Annotated in this window: 23 protein-coding genes; 11 read left to right on the forward strand and 12 right to left on the reverse strand. The window is 53.8% G+C overall.

The genetic code is table 11. The annotated features are described in order from the left end of the window. Nucleotides 1–2 precede the first annotated feature (2 nt). Nucleotides 3–716, reverse strand: a complete 714-nt coding sequence (gene pcaH / locus ACTU44_RS21495) for a protocatechuate 3,4-dioxygenase subunit beta (protein WP_114096980.1) — start codon at nt 714–716, stop codon at nt 3–5. 101 nt (nt 717–817) lie between these two features. On the opposite strand from pcaH, the gene ACTU44_RS21500 reads away from it, so the two are divergent. After that, a complete protein-coding gene (locus ACTU44_RS21500; RefSeq protein WP_114096979.1) occupies nt 818–1,771 on the forward strand; it encodes a LysR family transcriptional regulator in 954 nt (317 codons plus the stop codon). 10 nt (nt 1,772–1,781) lie between these two features. Continuing rightward, complete coding sequence (locus ACTU44_RS21505) at nt 1,782–2,417, forward strand: trimeric intracellular cation channel family protein (RefSeq protein WP_114096978.1); 636 nt, start codon at nt 1,782–1,784, stop codon at nt 2,415–2,417. A gap of 104 nt (nt 2,418–2,521) precedes the next feature. Here the strand turns inward: ACTU44_RS21505 and phnF are convergent, their stop codons facing one another. Then, complete coding sequence (gene phnF, locus ACTU44_RS21510; RefSeq protein WP_258548611.1) at nt 2,522–3,235, reverse strand: phosphonate metabolism transcriptional regulator PhnF; 714 nt, start codon at nt 3,233–3,235, stop codon at nt 2,522–2,524. A gap of 183 nt (nt 3,236–3,418) precedes the next feature. Here phnF and phnG point away from each other — a divergent pair, with 183 nt between their 5' ends. From phnG to phnN, 8 genes are read left to right on the forward strand one after another with little or no spacing between them, the layout of a single operon-like run. Then, nucleotides 3,419–3,883, forward strand: a complete 465-nt coding sequence (gene phnG, locus ACTU44_RS21515; RefSeq protein ID WP_462096337.1) for a phosphonate C-P lyase system protein PhnG — start codon at nt 3,419–3,421, stop codon at nt 3,881–3,883. Beyond that, nucleotides 3,880–4,488 carry a phosphonate C-P lyase system protein PhnH gene (phnH, locus tag ACTU44_RS21520; protein WP_114096975.1) on the forward strand — a complete coding sequence of 203 codons (609 nt, stop codon included), beginning with the start codon at nt 3,880–3,882 and terminating at the stop codon, nt 4,486–4,488. The genes phnG and phnH overlap by 4 nt, the downstream gene beginning before the upstream one ends. A gap of 2 nt (nt 4,489–4,490) precedes the next feature. Then, nucleotides 4,491–5,624, forward strand: coding sequence for a carbon-phosphorus lyase complex subunit (locus tag ACTU44_RS21525; RefSeq protein WP_114096974.1), 1,134 nt, complete (start codon nt 4,491–4,493; stop codon nt 5,622–5,624). A 4-nt stretch (nt 5,625–5,628) separates the two neighbouring features. Continuing rightward, nucleotides 5,629–6,555: an alpha-D-ribose 1-methylphosphonate 5-phosphate C-P-lyase PhnJ gene (locus ACTU44_RS21530; RefSeq protein ID WP_114096973.1), complete on the forward strand. Its 927-nt coding sequence runs from the start codon at nt 5,629–5,631 to the stop codon at nt 6,553–6,555. Continuing rightward, nucleotides 6,555–7,337 carry a phosphonate C-P lyase system protein PhnK gene (gene phnK / locus ACTU44_RS21535; RefSeq protein WP_462096338.1) on the forward strand — a complete coding sequence of 261 codons (783 nt, stop codon included), beginning with the start codon at nt 6,555–6,557 and terminating at the stop codon, nt 7,335–7,337. Before ACTU44_RS21530 ends, phnK begins: the two co-directional genes overlap by 1 nt. A 13-nt stretch (nt 7,338–7,350) precedes the next feature. Next, on the forward strand, nt 7,351–8,055 hold the full coding sequence (gene phnL / locus ACTU44_RS21540) for a phosphonate C-P lyase system protein PhnL (protein WP_220150275.1): 705 nt from the start codon (nt 7,351–7,353) through the stop codon (nt 8,053–8,055). Next, on the forward strand, nt 8,048–9,190 hold the full coding sequence (locus ACTU44_RS21545; RefSeq protein WP_462096339.1) for an alpha-D-ribose 1-methylphosphonate 5-triphosphate diphosphatase: 1,143 nt from the start codon (nt 8,048–8,050) through the stop codon (nt 9,188–9,190). Before phnL ends, ACTU44_RS21545 begins: the two co-directional genes overlap by 8 nt. Next, a complete protein-coding gene (phnN, locus tag ACTU44_RS21550; protein ID WP_462096340.1) occupies nt 9,187–9,792 on the forward strand; it encodes a phosphonate metabolism protein/1,5-bisphosphokinase (PRPP-forming) PhnN in 606 nt (201 codons plus the stop codon). Before ACTU44_RS21545 ends, phnN begins: the two co-directional genes overlap by 4 nt. Nucleotides 9,793–9,854: 62 nt before the next feature. Here the strand turns inward: phnN and ACTU44_RS21555 are convergent, their stop codons facing one another. The 6 genes from ACTU44_RS21555 to ACTU44_RS21580 all read right to left on the reverse strand — a co-directional run bounded on the left by ACTU44_RS21555 (nt 9,855) and on the right by ACTU44_RS21580 (nt 15,450). Further along, nucleotides 9,855–10,553 (reverse strand): DUF1045 domain-containing protein, encoded by a 699-nt coding sequence (locus tag ACTU44_RS21555; protein ID WP_462096341.1) that lies wholly within the window; start codon nt 10,551–10,553, stop codon nt 9,855–9,857. 134 nt (nt 10,554–10,687) lie between these two features. Next, nucleotides 10,688–11,335 (reverse strand): LbetaH domain-containing protein, encoded by a 648-nt coding sequence (locus ACTU44_RS21560; RefSeq protein WP_462096342.1) that lies wholly within the window; start codon nt 11,333–11,335, stop codon nt 10,688–10,690. 4 nt (nt 11,336–11,339) lie between these two features. After that, complete coding sequence (phnE, locus tag ACTU44_RS21565; RefSeq protein ID WP_114096969.1) at nt 11,340–12,152, reverse strand: phosphonate ABC transporter, permease protein PhnE; 813 nt, start codon at nt 12,150–12,152, stop codon at nt 11,340–11,342. A 69-nt stretch (nt 12,153–12,221) separates the two neighbouring features. Further along, nucleotides 12,222–13,238 (reverse strand): phosphonate ABC transporter substrate-binding protein, encoded by a 1,017-nt coding sequence (gene phnD, locus ACTU44_RS21570; protein ID WP_114096968.1) that lies wholly within the window; start codon nt 13,236–13,238, stop codon nt 12,222–12,224. A gap of 68 nt (nt 13,239–13,306) precedes the next feature. Next, nucleotides 13,307–14,152: a phosphonate ABC transporter ATP-binding protein gene (phnC, locus tag ACTU44_RS21575; protein ID WP_336083292.1), complete on the reverse strand. Its 846-nt coding sequence runs from the start codon at nt 14,150–14,152 to the stop codon at nt 13,307–13,309. 302 nt (nt 14,153–14,454) lie between these two features. Further along, the gene (locus ACTU44_RS21580; protein WP_462096343.1) at nt 14,455–15,450 is read right to left on the reverse strand and encodes an Ldh family oxidoreductase; all 996 of its coding nucleotides are present in this window, start codon (nt 15,448–15,450) and stop codon (nt 14,455–14,457) included. A gap of 279 nt (nt 15,451–15,729) precedes the next feature. On the opposite strand from ACTU44_RS21580, the gene ACTU44_RS21585 reads away from it, so the two are divergent. Further along, nucleotides 15,730–16,185 (forward strand): META domain-containing protein, encoded by a 456-nt coding sequence (locus ACTU44_RS21585; RefSeq protein ID WP_462096344.1) that lies wholly within the window; start codon nt 15,730–15,732, stop codon nt 16,183–16,185. Nucleotides 16,186–16,289: 104 nt separating this feature from the next. On the opposite strand, the gene ACTU44_RS21590 is transcribed toward ACTU44_RS21585, so the two are convergent. The 4 genes from ACTU44_RS21590 to ACTU44_RS21605 form a co-directional block, all read right to left on the reverse strand. Continuing rightward, entirely contained in the window at nt 16,290–17,960 is a 1,671-nt protein-coding gene (locus tag ACTU44_RS21590; protein WP_462096345.1) for a BCCT family transporter, read from the reverse strand. A gap of 66 nt (nt 17,961–18,026) precedes the next feature. Next, nucleotides 18,027–18,440, reverse strand: coding sequence for a universal stress protein (locus ACTU44_RS21595; protein ID WP_336083300.1), 414 nt, complete (start codon nt 18,438–18,440; stop codon nt 18,027–18,029). Between the two features lie 325 nt (nt 18,441–18,765). Further along, nucleotides 18,766–19,710, reverse strand: coding sequence for an alpha/beta hydrolase (locus ACTU44_RS21600; protein WP_462096346.1), 945 nt, complete (start codon nt 19,708–19,710; stop codon nt 18,766–18,768). A gap of 72 nt (nt 19,711–19,782) precedes the next feature. Beyond that, nucleotides 19,783–20,715 carry an L-lactate dehydrogenase gene (locus ACTU44_RS21605; RefSeq protein ID WP_462096347.1) on the reverse strand — a complete coding sequence of 311 codons (933 nt, stop codon included), beginning with the start codon at nt 20,713–20,715 and terminating at the stop codon, nt 19,783–19,785. Nucleotides 20,716–20,954 lie beyond the last annotated feature (239 nt).

Below are 20,954 nucleotides of genomic sequence, written 5' to 3' on the forward strand. Positions count from 1 at the left end.
GATCAGTTCCCTTCCAGACGGTTTTCAAACAGGGTCGAACGGCGACCACGCAGAACGATGTCAAATTTGTAGGCAATGGTATCGAGCGGTATTGATCCGTTCAGATCAATCGGCGCGATCAGACGGTTGATCGCATCTTCATCCGGGATAACATGGACAATCGGGCATTCCTTGATCAGCGGATCACCTTCGAAATACATCTGGGTGATCAGACGCTGCGCAAAGCCGGACCCAAAGACCGAGAAATGGATATGGGCCGGACGCCAGCTATTGACGTAGTTGCGCCAGGGGTAAGGGCCCGGCTTGATGGTGCGGAAGAAATAATAGCCGTTCTCGTCGGTTAGCGCGCGACCACATCCGCCGAAATTCGGATCAATCGGGGCAAGATAGGTATCCTTCTTGTGGCGATAACGGCCACCGGCATTTGCCTGCCAGAATTCCACCAGCGTATGGGGAACCGGGCGGTTGTTTTCATCAAGAACACGCCCATGCACAATAATACGCTCGCCAATCGGATCACCATCCTTGGCATAATTGCGGATCAGATCGTTATCAAGCGGCCCCAATTCATTCTGACCGAACACCGGGCCAGTGGTTTCCGACAGGGACCCCTGCAATGACAACATTGCCTGACGCGGGGACCGCGCTACCGATGTCTTGTAAATCGGGGTATAGCCCGCTGGCTGAAGCGTTCTGTCACGCTGATAGAATTCCATAGATCTTCCTCCGCAAAATGAACAAACCGGTTCTTGCCGGTCTTGTGATCATCCTGCGCAGCCGATTGCATAAAATAAATGCATGATTTATCATCTAACTCATGAGTAATTTCGATCATTTGGAACTGGACGGTCATGCTTTGCGACTGTTTCTTGCCGTCCTTGAAGAAGGATCGGTAACAGCCGCCGCCGAGCGGCTTGGCGTCACCCAGTCAGCAGTCAGTCACAATCTGACCAAGCTGCGCCGGATCATGCGTGACCCGCTTTTCACCAAATCCGGGCGCGGAATTGTTGCAACGGCCCATGCCCAAAGCCTGGCCGAACAGGCACGCTTTCTTCTTGATCAGATGCAGGCCTTTGCCAGCGGGGCGGATTTCGATCCCGAAGCAGCCGAGATGACTTTGACGATTGCCGCAAATGATCTGCAGCGAGATCTTTTACTGCCAAGCCTGTTTTCACGCTTGCAAGGCCAGCTTGCCGACATTCGCATGACCGTGGTGCCGTCGCTTTTGCCGGGCCCCGCCTTGTTGCGCGAAAACCGCTGTGATCTTCTGATTTCGCCGCGCCCGCCCGAAGGTGTCGATATTGTTCAGAAACGGCTTCTGACCGACCATTATATGGTCTTTTATGACCCTGACATGCGCGAAGCCCCGACCAGTCAGGATGACTATTTGTCAGCGCGCCATATCACCGTCAGATATGGCAATAACCGCACACTTGAATTCGATGATCTTCTTGAAAATCAGGGGATTGATCGTAACATCGTATTGCGGGTGCCGAATTTCACGGCCATTGCCGAATTTCTGCGGGGCAGTCAGATGATCGCAACATTGCCAAGCCTGCTAAAGCAACATGCCCTGCGCGACTTTGCCCGCAGCCAAGTTCCTTTATCAACACTTCGGGCCGGTACGATTGATCTGCCGATCTATATGTGCTGGCATCAACGCTATCAGCATGATCCGTCGCATCGATGGCTGCGCAACCAGCTTGAAGACGTGGTTGCTGCCAAGTTGCGCACACCGACCAAACGCCCGCTTCCGCAACAGACAAGCTAGACAGGACGTCATGACCATTACCCAGATTATCTATTGGCTTGAATTGGCGGGGGTTGCGGTTTTTGCAATTACCGGCGCGCTGGAAGCATCCCGACGTCAGATGGATGTTGTCGGTTTCATTCTGATTGCGACATTTACAGGGATCGGGGGCGGTACGGTACGCGATGTGATTACCGGGGCAACGCCGGTTTTCTGGATCCGCGATCCGGCCTGGGTGGTGACATGCATCGGGGCTGCGGTGTTTACCTATTTCACTGCACATCTTGTTGAACGACGTTATGTCGCCCTGATCTGGCTTGATGCGCTGGGTCTTGCCATGTTTGGTGTCACCGGTGCAGCAATCGGGCTTAACCTTGGGGTTTCGCCACTTGTCGCGATCATTCTGGGTATGATTTCCGCGACCTTTGGCGGCATGGTTCGCGACGTGGTCTGTAACGAAATCCCGCTGATCTTGCGTCCGGAAATCTATATCAGCTGCGCACTTCTGGGCGCGAGCATCTATGTCGTGGGCACAGCCCTTCTTGATTTGCCACGCGGCCCCGTTGCCTTCATCGCATTTTTCTGTGCGTTCATGCTGCGGGCCTGCGCCATCAAATTCAAGCTCAGCTTCCCGGTCTATAAAGCCCGTCCCGGTCGGGAATATTGACGCGTATATGTATTATCGACGGTCGCTGAATCTAGTACCCCGGAGATAGTTAGTTAACTCACTTTTATTTTCCGCACCTTGCGGGCGGGGACTGAAAGGCTCGATTATTCGACAATCAATTGCACGCGATCACTCGAAAAGGCCGTCACACCATATTCAATCGGCACCCCGGCTGAATCGATATCGACACTTTCGGTCGAGATAACCGGTCGGTTCTTGGCCTGTTTTAGCAGGCTTGCCACACGCGATGATGGCAAGGTTGCAGAAATGCGGGTCGTCTTGCGGCTGTAATCATCAATCCCGAACCGTTTCAGGGCCTCGGTCAGGGATTTGGTCTGGGCGAATATTTCGACAATCCCGTCAAAGCGCGCCGCCGGAAGGTAGCTTGTCGCCACCGCAAGCGGCACACCATCGGCCTCCGATACCGAAAACAGCTCGATCACGCGCGTGCCCGGTTTGACATCAAGAAACTGCGCGACCGTGACACTGGCCTTCAGGACTTCTGAAGAGATCAGTCGTTTGTCGGGCAGGCGATGACGCCCCGAGACAATTTGCGAGAAACGGGTTTTTGATCCCAACGGATAATCAAGAATTTGTTCCTGAACGAAGGCACCACGCCCCTGTTCAACGCGGACCACATTGGTATCGACAAGTGCCGCCATTGCCCGGCGCACTGTATGGCGATTCACTCCGAAACGACGGACAAGTTCCATCTCGGTCGGCATCTTGTCCCCCGGTGAAAACACACCTTCCGCGATATCGGCAAGAAGCTGTTTTTCAATTTGCTTCCAGATAGATAGCCCCGGCTCCCAATCCATCTCATTTCCCATTCACAAAACTTTCACCGCAAGACCTTTGCCAAAGTCGATAAATCGTCTTATAACGTGAATATGTATAGACGTCTAGACAAATTTTAAATTTGTCGACATGCTTGAAAAAGGATCAGACAGATGACGGCGCAAACTGCCCAGACCGCTGGGCCCGGCCAGGATCACAATCCATTGAATCCCCCCCAGACAAAGGCCGTTGATGGTGTGACTGCCGCAAGGCAGCGCTGGATGTCGGTTCTTGCCCGCACGCCGCGTACGGTGCTGGAAACAAAATGGGCTGATACCTATAGCGACGTGAAATGGTCCCATTTGCGCGAACCACAAATCGGCATGGTCATGGTACGCGGTCGTGCTGGCGGTGCCGGACAGCGCTTCAATCTGGGTGAAATGACTGTCACGCGCTGTGCCGTGACCCTGTCTGACGGCACTGTCGGCCATTCCTATGTCAAAGGCCGCGACCGGTTGCAGGCACAATATGCCGCCCTGTTTGATGCAATCATGCTGCGCGATGGATCGGCCTGCGATTTCATTGATGATCTTGCCGCCGCACAGGCCAATGCCAAACACGAACATGCGCGCAAGGTCGCGGCCACCAAAGTTGATTTCTTTACCCTTGTCCGCGGAGAAGACGAATGACCCTGCAATCCCAGACAAGCGAGCTGCTGCCGGGCTTTGACCATGCCGCATTTGATTCCAATGCGGTTTTTCGTGTTCTGCTAGATGCCCTGTCCCGTCCGGGGCGCATCTATGATGTGCCCGTTTCGGTGGCGACACCCGATGGCCTGAATGCAACCACCACCGCCACCCTTCTTGCCATGGCCGATATGGACACCACCATATGGTTATCGCCAACCTGCGTGACCAAGGCCGCAACGGATCATCTGAAATTCCATTGCGGTTGCCCGATCAGCGATGACGTAGCCAAGGCCGATTTCGCAGTCGCCCGCATTGATGATGATCTTTCCTTCATCACCCACCTTTCGGTTGGCAATGCTGAATATCCTGATCAATCGGCAACCCTGATCCTGATGGTTGATGAGATTTCCAACGCCCCGGCCATGAAACTGACCGGACCGGGGATCAAGGACAGCCATGATCTTGATATCAAAAAACTGCCCGCAAGCTTCCACGCATGGCGTGCGGAAAACCATCACATGTTCCCGTGCGGGGTTGATGTGATTTTCGCAAGCCCGACCAAGATTGCCGCCCTTTCGCGCACCACCCGGATTGAGGTCATTTAACCATGTATGTTGCCGTTAAAGGTGGCGAACGCGCCATCAACAATGCCCACCGGCTGCTTGCCGAACAGCGCCGTGGCGACAAGAAAATTGCCGAGATCGAAACCGATCAGATCGAACAGCAATTGTCGCTGTCCGTCACCCGGGTCATGGCCGAAGGATCGCTTTATGACCGCGATCTGGCCGCCCTTGCCATCAAGCAGGGACGCGGTGATTTGATCGAGGCGATCTTTTTGATGCGCGCCTATCGCACGACATTGCCGCGCTTTGCCTTTTCCAAACCGATCAGGACCGCGGATATGGATGTGTCCCGCCGCATTTCGGCAACGTTCAAAGACCTCCCGGGCGGTCAGATTTTGGGCCCGACCTTTGACTATACCCATCGCCTTCTCGATTTCACCCTGATGGCAAATAGTGAAGACCCGCTTGATGCACCAAGTGGCGAACATCCGGTCGATGAAAACATGCCGCGCGTTCTGGATGACATACTGAATTACGAAGGCCTTATTCAGGATGAACCGGTACCGGTCGATGACACCGCGCCGGTCGCCGACCTGACGCGCGAACCGATCAAGTTCCCGGCTGGTCGAGACCTTCGTTTGCAGAACCTGACCCGCGGCGATGAGGGCTTTGTCCTTGCCCTTGGCTATTCAACCCAGCGCGGCTATGCCAACAGCCACGCCTTTGTCGGTGAAATCCGCTATGGCACCGTATCGGTTGAGATCGAGCCCGAAGAACTCGGCTTTGCCATTGATATCGGCGATATCGAACTGACCGAATGTGAAACGGTCAACAAGTTCAAGGGATCGAAGACGAAGCTTCCGCAATTTACCCGTGGCTATGGCCTTGTCTTTGGCCAGAACGAGCGCAAGGCGATTTCCATGGCGCTGGTTGATCGCGCCATGCGCGCCGATGAAATGGGCGAACAGATCATGGGCCCGGCACAGGACAGCGAGTTCGTCATGGAACACAGCGACAATGTCCAGTCGACCGGCTTTGTCGAACATATCAAGCTGCCGCATTACGTCGATTTTCAGGGCGAACTTGAACTTGTCCGTCGCATGCGGGCCGAAGTCGAAGAAAGACTGGCCAAGCTTGAAGCCGATGAAGCGAAATCCCAACCCGAAGCCGCGGAGTAATTCCATGGAACAACTTGCGAATAATCCGGCGGATGGGGCAACGGCCTATAATTTCGCCTATCTTGATGAACAAACCAAACGGATGATCCGGCGTGCCCTTCTTAAGGCCGTCGCAATTCCGGGCTATCAGGTTCCGTTTGCCGGTCGTGAAATGCCGATGCCTTATGGCTGGGGCACGGGCGGCGTGCAGGTGACCGCCGCCGTCATTGGCCCGAATGATACCCTTAAAGTCATTGATCAGGGGGCGGATGACACCACCAATGCAGTTTCGATCCGTCAGTTCTTTGCCAAGACGGCAAATGTCGCGACGACCGAAAAGACCGCCGAGGCATCGATCATTCAAACCCGCCACCGCATCCCGGAAAAGGAACTGCGCGAAGATCAGGTTCTTGTCTATCAGGTACCGATCCCCGAGCCACTTCGTTTCCTTGAACCGCGCGAAACCGAAACACGCAAGATGCATGCGCTTGAAGAATACGGCCTGATGCATGTGAAACTTTATGAAGATATTGCACGCCATGGCCACATCGCCACCACCTATGCCTATCCGGTGATGGTCGATGATCGCTATGTGATGGACCCATCACCAACGCCGAAGTTCGATAATCCGAAAATGAACAATATGGCGGCCCTTCAGCTGTTTGGGGCCGGGCGCGAAAAACGCATCTATGCCCTGCCGCCCTACACCAAGGTCAAAAGCCTCGATTTCGAGGACCACCCGTTCGAAGTCCAGACATGGAAAGACGAATGCGGCATGTGTGGTGCACATGACAGTTACCTTGATGAAGTCATTCTCGATGATCAAGGCAACCGGATGTTTGTCTGTTCGGACACCGATTACTGTGCCGAGCGACAGGAAGCAGGCCATCGCGGCCCGCAACATCACGACCAACCTCTTGGCAATGCATCACGCGAAAAGGCAGCAGAATAATGACCCAGATGACTGATCCGCTTTTGCGCGTTAACAACCTGACCATGATGTATGGCGACCGGGTTGGTTGCAAGGATGTCAGCTTTGAACTGCGCCCCGGTGAAGTACTTGGCATTGTGGGGGAATCCGGTTCGGGAAAATCCACTTTGCTGCGCAGCATTTCCGCCCAGCAGGAACCAACCAAGGGGACAGTGGAATACCACACCCGCATTGATGGCGTGCGCGATGTTTACCAGATGTCCGAAGCCCAGCGTCGTCTGTTGATGCGCACCGACTGGGCATTTGTTCACCAGAACCCGCGTGACGGGTTGCGCATGAATGTCAGTGCCGGGGCCAATATTGGCGAACGCCTGATGGCAATCGGGGATCGTCATTACGCCAATATCCGCAGCAACGCCGACAGCTGGCTTGGCAAGGTCGAAATTGCATCCGAGCGCCTTGATGATCTGCCATCAACCTTTTCGGGCGGCATGCAGCAACGTCTGCAAATTGCCCGTAACCTCGTAACCAGCCCGCGTCTCGTCTTCATGGACGAACCCACGGGTGGCCTTGATGTCTCTGTTCAGGCCAGATTGCTCGATCTGCTGCGCGGGCTGGTTCACGACCTTAATCTTGCGGTGATTATCGTCACCCATGATCTGGCAGTTGCGAGGCTTCTTTCGCACCGGCTGATGGTAATGCAGCAGGGCAAGGTGATTGAACATGGTCTGACCGATCAGGTTCTTGATGACCCGCAGCATCCCTATACGCAGTTGCTTGTTTCTTCCATTCTTCAGAACTGACCGGGGCGAGAAAATGTCTGAAATGCTTCATGCTCAAAACGTTGGCAAAAGCTTTACGCTCCATACCCAGGGCAGCGTGACCATTCCGGTTTTTCAAGGTGTGGAATTCACCCTGTCAGCCGGAGAATGCATTGCGCTGACCGGTGAATCGGGTTCGGGGAAAAGTACCTTTATGCGCATGCTTTATGCCAATTACACATGTTCAGAAGGGTCCATCAAGGTGTTCCATGATGGTGACTGGCTGGACATCACCACGGCCAGCCCGCATTCGATCCTTGAGGTGCGTAAACGCACGATGGGTTATGTCAGCCAGTTCCTGCGCGTGATCCCGCGTGTTCCGACCCTTGAAATCGTCGCCGAACCGCTTGTTGCACTGGGCACCGCCCGCGAGATTGCGATGGACAAGGCGCGCGATCTTTTGACCCGGCTTCGTATTCCTGAACGCCTGTGGCAGCTTTCACCGCTGACCTTTTCCGGGGGCGAGCAACAACGCGTGAATATTGCGCGCGGCTTTATTGCCGATTATCCGGTCATGCTGCTTGATGAACCGACCGCATCGCTTGACGCCCAAAATCGTGCCACTGTTTTGGCGTTGATTGAAGAAGCCAAGGGACGCGGCGCCGCAATTGCCGGTATCTTCCATGACCATGAAACCCGCGATGCGGTCTGCACCGGATCGTTTGATGTGACTTCGTTTAAAGTTGGGGCCAATGACTGAACAGATTTTTACCAATGCCAAACTCGTTCTGGCAAATGAGGTCATTGATGGTGCCATCCAGATAAAGGACGGAATGATTGTTGATGTGTCTGATCGGCCATCAAACATTCCGGGTGCCGAAAACATGGATGGCGATTACCTGATGCCCGGCCTGGTCGAACTTCATACCGACAACCTTGAGAAGCATCTGACCCCGCGCCCGAAAACCCGCTGGCCGGCCACAGCGGCCGTTATCGCCCACGACAATCAGGTTGCCAGTGCCGGGATCACCACGGTTTTTGATGCGATTTCGGTTGGCGATGTGACCGACGGTTCAGAACGTATCGAACGTCTGATTGAATCGGTCACCGCCCTTGAGCATGCCCTTGAAAACAAGTTGCTACGTGCAGATCACAAACTGCATCTGCGGTGTGAAACATCCTATGGCGGCTTGATCGAGGCACTTGATAATCTGGTTGATCTGCCTTTGGTCAAGATGCTCTCGGTGATGGATCACACCCCGGGTCAGCGTCAGTTCGTCAGCCTTGATGCCTATTACACCTATTATCAGGGCAAATACGGCATGAGCGACGAAGAAATGCGCAAGTTCATCGCATCGCGCAAACGCGATTCCGAACTTTATTCCGTCAAGCATCGTCGTCATGTCGTGGATCTGGCGCACGCCAGGAACCTTGCCCTTGCAAGCCATGATGACGCAACCGTCGAACATGTTGCCGAGGCCGTTCAGGACAAGATGACCGTGGCCGAATTCCCGACCACGCTTGAAGCCGCCAGGGCTTCGCACGAAGCAGGTCTTGGTGTGATGATGGGGGGACCGAACCTTGTACGCGGCGGGTCACATAGCGGCAATGTCGCGGCGGGCGATCTGGCAAAGAATGGCTATCTTGACATCATTTCAAGTGACTATGTCCCGCACAGCTTGCTGCATGGGGCGATGAAACTGTTTGATGATTTTGATGGCTATGATCTGCCGCGTGCCATTCGCACCGTTTCGCTTAATCCCGCAACGCAAGTTGATCTGACGGATCGTGGTGAAATTGCCACCGGAAAACGTGGCGACCTGATCCGGGTGCATCATTCACCACACCACCCGATTGTGCGTGGTGTCTGGCGTGAAGGTGTGCGCGTGTCATGACCGATCGCCATGCACAGGATGGCATCGCAAAAACCGGACTTCTTGTCCTTGTCGTCGGCCCAAGTGGCGTTGGCAAGGACACCCTTCTTGATGCAGCACGCGAACGTCTTAAGGGCGTTGGTCATATCTGCTTTCCACGGCGCTGCATCACCCGTCCGGCCGGATCGGTTGGCGAGATCCATATTCCGGTCCGGCCCGAGGATTTCAGCCAGATGGCCCGACAGGGGGCCTTCCTTTTAAGCTGGAAGGCACATGATCTTTGCTATGGCATACCGCGCCATGTGCAGGATGATGTCGCACATGGCAAAACCGTGATCGTCAATGTGTCACGCAGTGTGATTGATGATGCCTGTGCATTGCTTGGACATGATCATGTTCGGGTTCTGAACATTCGGGCCAATCGCGATGTGTTGCGCAAGCGCCTTGAAGCACGTGGCCGCGAAGATGCCCTTGATATCGAACGTCGCCTTGCGCGTGCATCGGCCTATCAGGTTGATGGCAACAATATCGTTCATGTCGATAATGATGCCGACCTTGAAACCGGTATCGCCCGCTTCATTGCCGCGATCAAGATTGATCAGGCAATCGCCAATCGGGCATAGATCCTTCCGCGACGCACTGAACTTGCAAAAAAAATGCTGCAGTTTTTGCTGCAGCATTTTTGCTATCCCCCAAGCGAAAATCTTTTCAGGAACCGGAACGGTTTTCCATCACCCGGATCGCCAAACAGGCAGATATCGGAAACGATAAACGGGTCCTGACAAAGCGGGGCAACAACCGGCCGCAAGGCTGTTTCAAATCTTTGCGCCTGCTCCTCATCAAGTTTGTTGGTCAGGGTCAGATGGAAGCGAAATTCCTCCATCACATAGGGATAGCCCCACTGCACCAGACAGGCTTCCTGCCGATCCGTAAGCCCAACCGCACGGCGCTTGTTCATCGCCGCTTCGTCTTCGGGCTTGCGGAAGTCATCAAGGACGCGCACCAGTGATGCCGCAAGTTCGCCAAGTTCCCCAACCGGTTCCGTTGGAACCAGCGCCAGAAACCGGCCAATTGCTTTCAGGGTCAATGGTCCGCAGCGAACCGGTGTGAGCCGCACGGCAAGATCGTTGATCGCGACCTCAAGACCAGATCGGGTTTGCCCATCCTTCAGTGCAAAGGGCGGTTTGAGCGTTCCATGAAATCCGTACCGCACCGGCGAGGTTGTTGCAGCAACGATCTCGCCCCCGTCCAGTCCGTCTATTGCAAGACGCGCAATGTCATTCCCCGTCTCCGCATCACGCCCCAGCCAGGCATCCCCGAACCGCCCAAGCGCACTTTGTGACGACGGAGCATAGTAAAGTGCGTAACGCTGATAATCAGACATGATTTCTCTTTGATAGATTGCGAGGCCAAGCCCCATCTTGGAAACAGTTACGACGCAGCGCAACATCAAGTTTCACGAAAAAGCGCCGAAGAATTCCTTCCCGGCGCGATCTCAAGTTTTCCTGACTTACAGCGTCAGACAGTATCATATTTCAGACAAAAATCGCGCACCGGAAGCGTTCGGAAATCGCTTAGTCGTTCACGCAACATCTCATGGGACCAATCCCACCATTGGATGCGCAAAAGGGCATCAACGATATCGGCTTCGAACCTGGGGCGCAGTGGACAGGCCGGAATACCGGTTACGATGGTGTATGGTGCAACATCCTTGGTCACCACGGCCCCCGATCCGACAACGGACCCGATGCCAATTGTGACACCACCCTGAACAATCGCCCCATGCCCGATCCAGACATCATGTTCAAGTCTGACGCGCTTTTCACGGCGCCAGTCAAAGAAGGCCGGATCATCATCGCCAAGCTCATAGGCGCTTGATCGATACTGAAAGTGATGCATCGACGCGCGGTCCATCGGATGCTGTCCGGGGTTGATCCGGGTATGGGCCGCGATATTCACGAACTTCCCGATATCGGAATAGATGATCTCGCTATCATTCACGACATAGGAGTAATCATCCATTTTCGTTTCGCGCATGGATGTCCGTGGGCCAACTTCGGTCCAGACACCCATTTCGCTATCGACAACCGTCGCACTGGCATCAATCGTCGGCGTTTCCGACAGGGACTTCATGGCAGGCTTGGCCTGCGAAATTTGAAATCTCATTTATTCAGGTCACCAGTTTGCGCAGACGCTGGGAAACCATATCAAGCAGGCTGACCGAAATGATGATGATGATCATGACCGCAGCCGTTTCCGCATAATAGAAGCCGCGGATATATTCCCACAGCACCATACCGATGCCACCGGCGCCAACAATCCCCAGAACAGTGGCCGAGCGTACATTGGATTCAAAACGGTACAGCGAATAGGAAATCCAGAGCGGAAGCACCTGCGGGATCACCCCGAAAATAACTTCCTGCAGTGCATTGGCACCCGTTGCGCGAATGCCCTCGACCGGTTCGGGATCAATCGCCTCAACCGCCTCGGAGAACAATTTGGCAAGAACACCGGTCGTATGAATCCACAGCGCAAGCACACCGGCAAACGGCCCCAGACCAACCGCAACAACGAACAACATGGCAAAGACCATTTCGTTGATCGCACGGAAGGAATCCATCAGGCGACGCACAGGCTGATACACCCAGACCGGTACGATATTCTCAGAAGACAGAATTCCAAACGGGATGGAACAGACGATGGATAGCGCCGTCCCCCAGATCGCGATCTGGATCGTGATCCACATTTCTTCGACATAGGTCTTCCACATCAGGAAGTCCGGTGGAAAGAACCCCTCGGCAAAATCGACCATATTGCCACTGTTTTCAAACAGGGCCATGGGACGCATATCCGCACCTTCCCACGACATGGCCAGAAGACCAAGAATAACGGCCCAAAGCAGGAAGCTTGACGCAGACCGTTTCAAATCCCGCGGCGGGATGGCCGTCGCGACAGATGATGCGGAAGAAATGCTGCTGTTCATCGTGTTAATCCCGGATGGTAAATGCAAACAGGGAGCACACTTTGCGCGTGCTCCCTGTCAAAAGGCCGATTACTCGTAGGAAACGAGGATATCGAGTTCTGCCAGTTTCTTGTCGATATCAGCAACGCGAGCTGCTTTCTCGTCAGCGGACAGTTCTTCGGTGTTCTGGATTTTCAGCTTGTCTTTGTACAGTGCCAGCTGACGGATCGGGTAAAGCTGAGCATTCGAGCTTTCCATGAATTTGCCCATACCGTCCTGGATACCAGCCAGAACCTTGTTGGCACCTTCAACGTCACCCATACGACCATAACCAAGGAAGAATGCCTTGATTTCGGATTTCAGTTCGCGTGACAGGTCCTTGCGATAAACCATCGGATCAGACGGGATCAGCGGCGAGGTCCAGATGACTTTGACCTTGTCGGTGATTTCCGGCTTGTTCATGTTGGTACGGGCAAGCTGTTCGGAGTTGTTGGCTGCAACATCAACCTGCTTGTTGGCCGTCGCCATCAGATTGGTTTCATGGTTCGCATTACGAACGGTCTTGAAGCAATCTTTCGGATCGACACCGTTCTGGGCAAAAACGTAATAAGTCGGAACCAGGAAGCCCGAAGTCGAGTTCGGATCACCGATACCGAAATTCAGCGAACCATCACATTTCAGCATATCGGCAAGCGTATTGAGCTTGTCGTTATCTGCCTGGGTGATGATGTGGGAATAATAACCATTGGTGCCATCGGATTTCGAGGTCTGAACGAAAACTTCGCCACCCGCACGATCAACGGCTTCCATTGCCGACTTGTTACCGAACCAGCCAACATGAACCTTGCCAAAACGCATGCCTTCGATGATGCCAGCATAATCCGGCGCAAAGAATGCCTCGATCTCCTTGCCGAGTGCCTTTTCCATGTCGTCGATCATCGGCTGCCACTGGGCTTTGAGGTTGGAGCTCGACTCAGTCGAGATGAAACCGAATACCAGTTTCTCCGGGTCCTGTTCGAGCGGCTTGTACTCAACATCAGCCGCTGCAATACCGGATGCAAGCAAGGTTGCAGCCAGAGCTGCGGATGCAATTGTCTTACGGATCATAGGAAGTCCCCTGTCAGATATGAATTGGACGTGTTTCGATGAGGCAAGGCAGTCATAAGGTGACCCGGCTAGCTTTGCGCCACAGCCAGATCCTTTTTCGCAACCGGCTCAGCCGCTGGACGTTGTTCGTCCCCGGAACCATCTGCAAAAAGCTCGGAAGAATATTCGCCGTAAAGTTCGCGCAGGAATTCCGGCGTCAACTGGGTCGAAGGTCCGTCAAAAACGACAACACCATCGCGCATGGCGATGGTGCGTTTACAATAATCCTTGGCGTAGTCGACCTGATGAAGCGATACGATCACGGTGACATTGTCTTCGCGATTAACGCGATCAAGCGTGTTCATTACCTTCCGCGACGAGGCTGGATCAAGTGACGCAATCGGCTCGTCAGCAAGGATCAGGCGCGCACCTTGTGTGATTGTGCGTGCAATCGCTGCACGTTGTTGCTGGCCACCGGAAAGATTGCGGGCTTTTTTGGTCGCATGTGCATCAATGCCGACACGATGCAAAGCTGCCATGGCACGCATTTTTTCGGATTTGGTAAACAGACCAAGCGACCCGCGCCAGGCCGGCACCCGCCCCAAAAGCCCCATCAGCACATTGGTTAAAACCGACAGTCGGCTAACAAGGTTGAATTGCTGAAAGACAACGCCGATTTCTGCACGCACCTTGCGCGCACCGCGCGAAATCTTGCCGTTTTCCTGAATGGTTTCGCCAAACACGACGATTTTGCCGCCATCGCGATCTCCGCGCAGCAAACCGGCGATGTGACGGATGAGTGTCGATTTTCCTGAACCCGATGCGCCAATCAGCGCCACCATTTCGCCTTCGCGTACCTGCAACCTGACGTCGCTTAGCGCGCGCTTGTCACGGGTAAAGCTTTTGTTCAGTCCAGAGATGTCTACAACCAGCATCAAGAAATCGCCTGCATGTGTTTCGCTGGATGAAGAAACTACGCATGAACGGCGACTCTACAGTGACACTGATGTTACAGTTCGATGATTCCGAGGGCTAATTCCCGCCAACAACAATCAAACTTGTCTATACATCAAATATTAAATCAAATTATCACGTCATATCTAAAAATAAATACCGTCACAAATTGTGAAAATTTAAAAATTAAATTATCCAAAACAAGATTAGACGAAAATATTTTTCATTTTCACCGTGATAAACTCCGTAAAATTCACAAATTAATCGTCTGATTCCAACAGTATTATTTTATGTCATTGATCGCTGAAATCACGTCATCTTCGATTTCCAGACCTTCGGTCTGGGCTGAAAGCTGCGCCAACTTGCCGCGACGCCCCGGAAGACGAACGCCATCTTCGGCCGAGATCTCGTTTGCAATCTCGGCAAGATGATCAATAACCCCAACACCGCCGGTTGCGATCGGGTCTATTGCGATAATCATCTGCCCAAGTGCTGGTGGCTTGCCCTTGTCATCAAACAGTGATGAAGACTGGTGACCAAACTGCGCCCCGGTCAAACCGGCGGCCAACAGTTCCACCATCATGGCAAGGGCCGCCCCTTTGACCCCGCCCGCCGGAACCATCGTACCGTCAAGTGCCTTGACCGGATCAGTTGTCGGGTTGCCATCAGGGTCGAGCGCCCAGTCATCGGGAATCTCGACACCTTTTTGTTTGGCCGCCATGATCTTGCCCCGCGCCACCTTTGACAATGCCAGATCAATGATGATCGGATCACCTGCATCCCCGACCGGGATACCAAAGGCGATCGGGTTTGTGCCAAACATCGGACGACGCCCGCCCCAGGCGGCCATTGCCGCCGGCGCATTGGCAAACATCATTGCGGCCAGCCCCTGCTCTGCCAACCGTTCGACCGTCAGCCCCATCACCCCCGCATGATGGGACTTGTGAATAGAGGCAATAGCTATTCCCTGTGAGCGCACCATGTCCGGCAAATGATCCATCATCAGATCAAGTGCGGGATAGGCAAACCCGTATTGGGCGTCAATCCGTAGCACCCCGGGTGCCGTTTTCTCCATAACCGGTGTCGCCTGTCCGTCGACCTTGCCTGCACGGGCTTGTGCCGAATAGGCCGGAACACGTCTGAAACCATGCCCGCCCTGCCCGGACGCCTCGGCATTGACCAATGCAGTGGCAACCGATGCTGCATTTTTTTCAGCGACATTGCAGCGCATCAAAGTCGTACGAACAAGGGTGTGGGCATCTGCGAGTGATATCTTCATCGGGATCTGGACCTTGGATTACGGCTTGAGCAGCCAGTGGCGGGTACCCTGACAATAGTCGCAAGCCCCGCCCTCAGGCAAAGAAGTTTTAACGGGTGATCTTTGCCCCGGCCCATTTTCTGAGGCTTATAAATATCTGACTTTGTGCTAAAATCTTGCCGCAAACGTGTTTCAGACTTCCCGAATAACGTGAATATTTACATTCCAGCCGTTCCTGTAACGGGCACAGTTCATTGACATGCAATGACACGGGACAACGATCAACACAGGATACCGAACATGCGCAACATCAAACCAATCGTGTTTTCTTCCATGGCTGTGGCCGCGACATTGTTCCTGTCGGCCTGCAACACAACCGGACAAACCGACATGACAGCCGATTGGTCGAATGTAACCGGCAAGAACTGGCAACTGACCATGCTGACAAACGGGGACAAGACCCTGACCCCGACAGCCCCGATCCAGCCAAGTGCGCTATTTGCGGCTGACGGCAAGGTAAGTGGATCGTCAGGCTGCAACAATTACTTCGGAACATACACCCAAACGGCGGATCAGCTGACTTTCTCCCCGCTGGGGGCAACCCGAAAGATGTGCGTCAATGGTGCGATGGAAATCGAAACCGCATTTAATGCTGCAACCGGGCAGGTAGCGAGCTGGACCCTTTCAGACGGCAATCTTGTTCTGCTTGATGGCAGCGGAAAAGCTGTAATGACATTTGCGCCGACGGCCCCCTGAGCCAATCAGCTTGGCGACGGTTTGCCGTTCATCATCCCCAAAAAGAAGGGCGCCATTTGGCGCCCTTCTACGTTGACTGGCAAGATTACCCAAACGAGACGGTCCTAGTCTTCGCTTGGAGTTGCCTCGGACTTGGGTCCGACCGCATGCGGCTCGCTTCGTAAGCCCTGAATAATCGAATAACAGGCCAGCAGCAGTACAATCGCAAACGGAAAGCCCGTTGACACAGCCATCGCCTGCAAGGAACCAAGCCCGCCGCCCAGCAACAATGCAATCGCCACAAGCCCTTCAAAGGTGCACCAGAAAACGCGCTGGGGCACCGGGGCGTCGACCTTGCCGCCTGCTGTGATGGTATCAATCACAAGCGATCCGGAATCTGATGACGTCACAAAGAAAACAATCACCAGAACGATGCCAAGAAACGAGGTGATTGCATGCATCGGCAATTGTTCAAGCATCGTGAACAGCTTGATCGGAAGGCCCGCCTCGGCAATTGCGGTGACACCTTCACTGACCATATGAACCGCTGTCCCGCCAAAAGCGGTCATCCAGAACACACACACCAGCGACGGAATGATCAGGACACAGGTGATAAACTCACGCACGGTGCGTCCGCGCGAGACACGGGCAATGAACATGCCGACAAACGGCGACCAGGAAATCCACCAGGCCCAGTAAAATGATGTCCAGCCCTGGCTGAAATTGGCATCCGTCCGCCCGACCGGATTTGAAAGGGCGGGCAAATATTCGACATAGGCCACAAGGGAGGTGAAGAACCCCTTGATGATTTCCATCGTCGGACCAACCAGAACAACAAACACCAGCAGCAGCGCGGCCAGCACCATATTGATTTCTGACAGCCGTTTGACCCCGGCATCGAGCCCCGCCAGAACTGAAATCAGGGCAACACCCGTGATCGCGATAATCAGAAAGACCTTTGATCCATCCGTAACCGGAATGCCAAACAGGAAATCAAGCCCGGCATTGGCCTGTTCTGCCCCGAAACCAAGCGATGTTGCCAGACCAAACAAAGTGGCAAACACCGCAAGAATGTCGATCACATGACCGGTCCATCCCCAAACACGCTCGCCAAAGATCGGATAGAATACCGACCGCATGGTCAATGGCAGCCCCTTGTTAAACGAAAACAGCGCCAGCGCCAGTGCAACGGTTGCGTAAATTGCCCAGGGATGAAGTCCCCAATGGAAAATGGTTGCAGCCATACCCAGATCAAAGGCTGCATCCGGATCACCGGCCGCCGCCCCCAATGGGGCCCAGTCGGTACGCAAGCCGTCATCGCCAACCGCAACCCCACCCATAGAAGAGGTGAAATGCGAGATCGGCTCGGAAACGCCATAGAACATCAGACCAATGCCCATGCCAGCTGCGAACAGCATCGCAAACCAGCCGGAATAGGAATAATCCGGTACCGCATCTGCGCCGCCAAGACGCACACGTCCAAGCGGCGAAACAATCAGAAACAGACACAAAATCACAAAAACATTGGCTGCTGACAGGAAGAACCAGTCAAAAGTCGATGTCAGCCAGCCGCGTAGATCATTAAACATCGGCCCGACACTGCTCTGAAAGGCCAGAGTCAGGAAAACGAATGCGACAATGGCCAACCCGGAAACAAGGAATACCGGGTTATGCACATCAAGACCAAATGGTCCGATCTCGGTCTGAATATTGTCTTGCCCGATTTCATAATCGGTATCGATCGGGTTCGCTGCACCATCCGGGCTTTCAATGCCCGTATCAGCTTCTGCCCCCATTTCAAACTCCCTAGATTGGTGAAGAAACAGCTACCCCTAGCCGTCTTTGCACAAAGGCTCGGTTGTTTAACGCACGAGGAACACAGAATGATCCGAGTGCGATGCGACATATCCGCCATGCGATGAAAAAATATGATCCGCGACACCTGGCACATGTGATGCCATCACAATGACATCCGCCCCCAATTCATCGGCCTTGCTGACGAGTATCTTGCCAAGGTCAACGGCCGGATCATGCGCGATTTCAGCAACAGCCGAGGTTGCAATACCCGACTTGCGGCTCACATCTTCTGCAAAGACCGAGATCTTCTGTTCAAATTCTTTGGGATTATGGGCAACCTCGGACGGGGTATTCGTCCCCACGGCAAGAAAGCAAATCTCTGCCTTGTAATGCGCTGCCAGATCAGTGGCCGTCTTTACGGCCTTGTCGAGTTTCTCGATATGGGCCAGATCAACAGGCACCAGCATCTTCTGATACATTCATTCCTCCGTTGTGCGCGCGCCAATATTGGCAAATGGCCTTCGGTCGAAATTACAGTCCAGAGATGATAACAGCTCGTTGAAAATAAATCAAAAAACCTCAAAATTCATGAGAATTTGGTAAACCTCTAAAAATACCCCGCCAGAGAACGGAATATAAAAGACATCTTTACCCCCGTTTATTTATCAAACATCCCAATGAAATCTTTCACAAATAATCCATTAACCTGAAAGAAGCCGACAAAAAATTTTCTAACACCCAAAACATAAAAAAAAGACCGGATTTCCGGTCCTTGTCTATTGTCGTGCTTCATTGCCTGAAAGATCAGCCTTGCGCCGCCATGGTCTGGATGGCTGCGCATAATCTGCTAAACGCGTCTTTTGCTCCGGCACTCATTTTTCGGGCCCGAAGCCAGCCATGAACCATTTGCGGCTCCTCGCGATATTGCACTGAAATCCCAGCACGGGCCAGTCTGGCCGCATATTCCCGCCCGTCATCACGCAACGGGTCAAAATAGGCCGCCGTAATGTATGTTGCGGGCAGTCCGCGCAAATCATCCACCGACAGGGCATGGGCATACGGATCATCCATCGGCGCCTTAAGCACATCACGGTAATAGATGACGTCATCCGTGCTCAGCCCCGGCGCATTGGCCATCTGGCCATAACTTGGCCAGTTCAAATCCCCACCCAATGCCGGATAAATCAGGACCTGCCCCAGAACCCGATCACCAAAGCCATCCTCACGGGCACGGACAGCCAGTCCTGCGGCCAGCATGCCGCCGGCACTATCCCCGACAAGAACAATCTTCCTGCCCGCCATCAGAAAGCTTTGCATCACCCGATGACAATCTTCGTGCTGGGCCGGCCAGACATATTCCGGCGCCAGTCGATATTCGACCGATGTCAGCTCTGCCTCTGCGGCTTGGGCAATGTCGGCACAGATTGCATCATGACTGTCGCGGGAACCAACGACAAAGCCGCGACCATGCATATAAAGAATTCGATGCTCCGATGTGACCCTGGCCGGACGATAATGACGCACCGGAACATCCCCGATCTCATCATCCTCAACCTGCATGCCATCGGGATGAGGAAATGCAAATTGCGCGCATAGCGCGCCATACCACATCCGTTGCTGCTCTATACCGGCGGCAACTGCATCAGGCGGGAAAAAGCTGTCACATTTGGCAATGAATGCCCGAATGCCGTCTTCTTCGGGCATCGGGTCATAACTGATATCAAATGAAACCGGGCCGGATTCCGACATCGGGAAACCTTTGCGAGTTGGGACATCTCAAAACTAGCGCGGATGCCCGATCATTAAAAGGTTTCTGTCTCCCTAAAGTGCAATGCTCTCGACTGAGCCTTTCAAAAGCCGTGCACTTTTTACCAGTCCTGCATGCTCGTCATCATTCAGATCGGGCATCAGATCGGCACAGATGCCATCTGCCCCGATCACACGCGGGATCGACAAGGCAACATCCCTGACCTCGCCGACCTCATTCGTCACGCAGGATACCGTCAGGACATCACGCTGATCGCGCGCGATCGCCTTGACGATACGCGCAAGCCCCGCTCCGATGCCGTAATAGGTCGCCCCCTTGCCCTTGATGATCTTATAGGCCGCATTGCGCACACCATCATCAACCAACACCCTGACATCCTGGGTGATGGGGGCACCAACCTGTGCAGCAATCTCGGCCAGTGACAACGACCCTACCTTGGCATTGGACCAGGCCAGCACTTCGCTATCACCATGTTCGCCCAGTACATAGGCATGAACCGATTGCGGTGAAATCCCAAGATGCCGTCCCAAAAGACTTCTGAACCGCGCAGTATCAAGGATCGTCCCGGATCCGATCACCCGCCCTGCGGGCAATCCGGAAATGCGCTGGGTGATCTGGGTCATGATATCGACGGGATTGGACGCAATCAGAAGGATCGCATCAGGCGCGACACTCAACACCTTGCCAACCACATCCTTGAAGACAGCCGCATTGCGCTCAAGCAACGCCAGACGGGTTTCACCGGGTTTCTGACTGACACCTGCAGCAAGGATCACAATCTTTGCACCGACAAGACCGTCATAATCTGAGGCCTCGACAATTGTGGAAGACATGAAGGGCACGGCATGGGCAATATCCTGCGCCTGTGCAACGGCAAGATCATGGTTCTGATCAACCAGCACAACCGAACTGGCAAGTCCCATCAATGCCAGCGCATATCCGGCCGAACTTCCCACCATCCCGGCCCCGACAATCCCGACCCTCATCACCTGCGCTCCTGATTCCCGATTTCTATCAATAACATAATGCCATTCTGCTCCTGAGGGGGCAAAAGAAGGGCAGGTTTCCTTGTTGGTTGTGGAGGAGTGCAATTAACCCCTCCCCTTACATAACCGATATATGGTCTACAGTTTCCTATGTTCAGGAAACAAGCCCCGCTCCAACTATCTGGCTGACAACAATTCCGCTTTTATCGTTAGATCAAAAAATATGCCAAAATCTGCAA

It is taken from the genome of Thalassospira sp. SM2505, assembly GCF_054901115.1.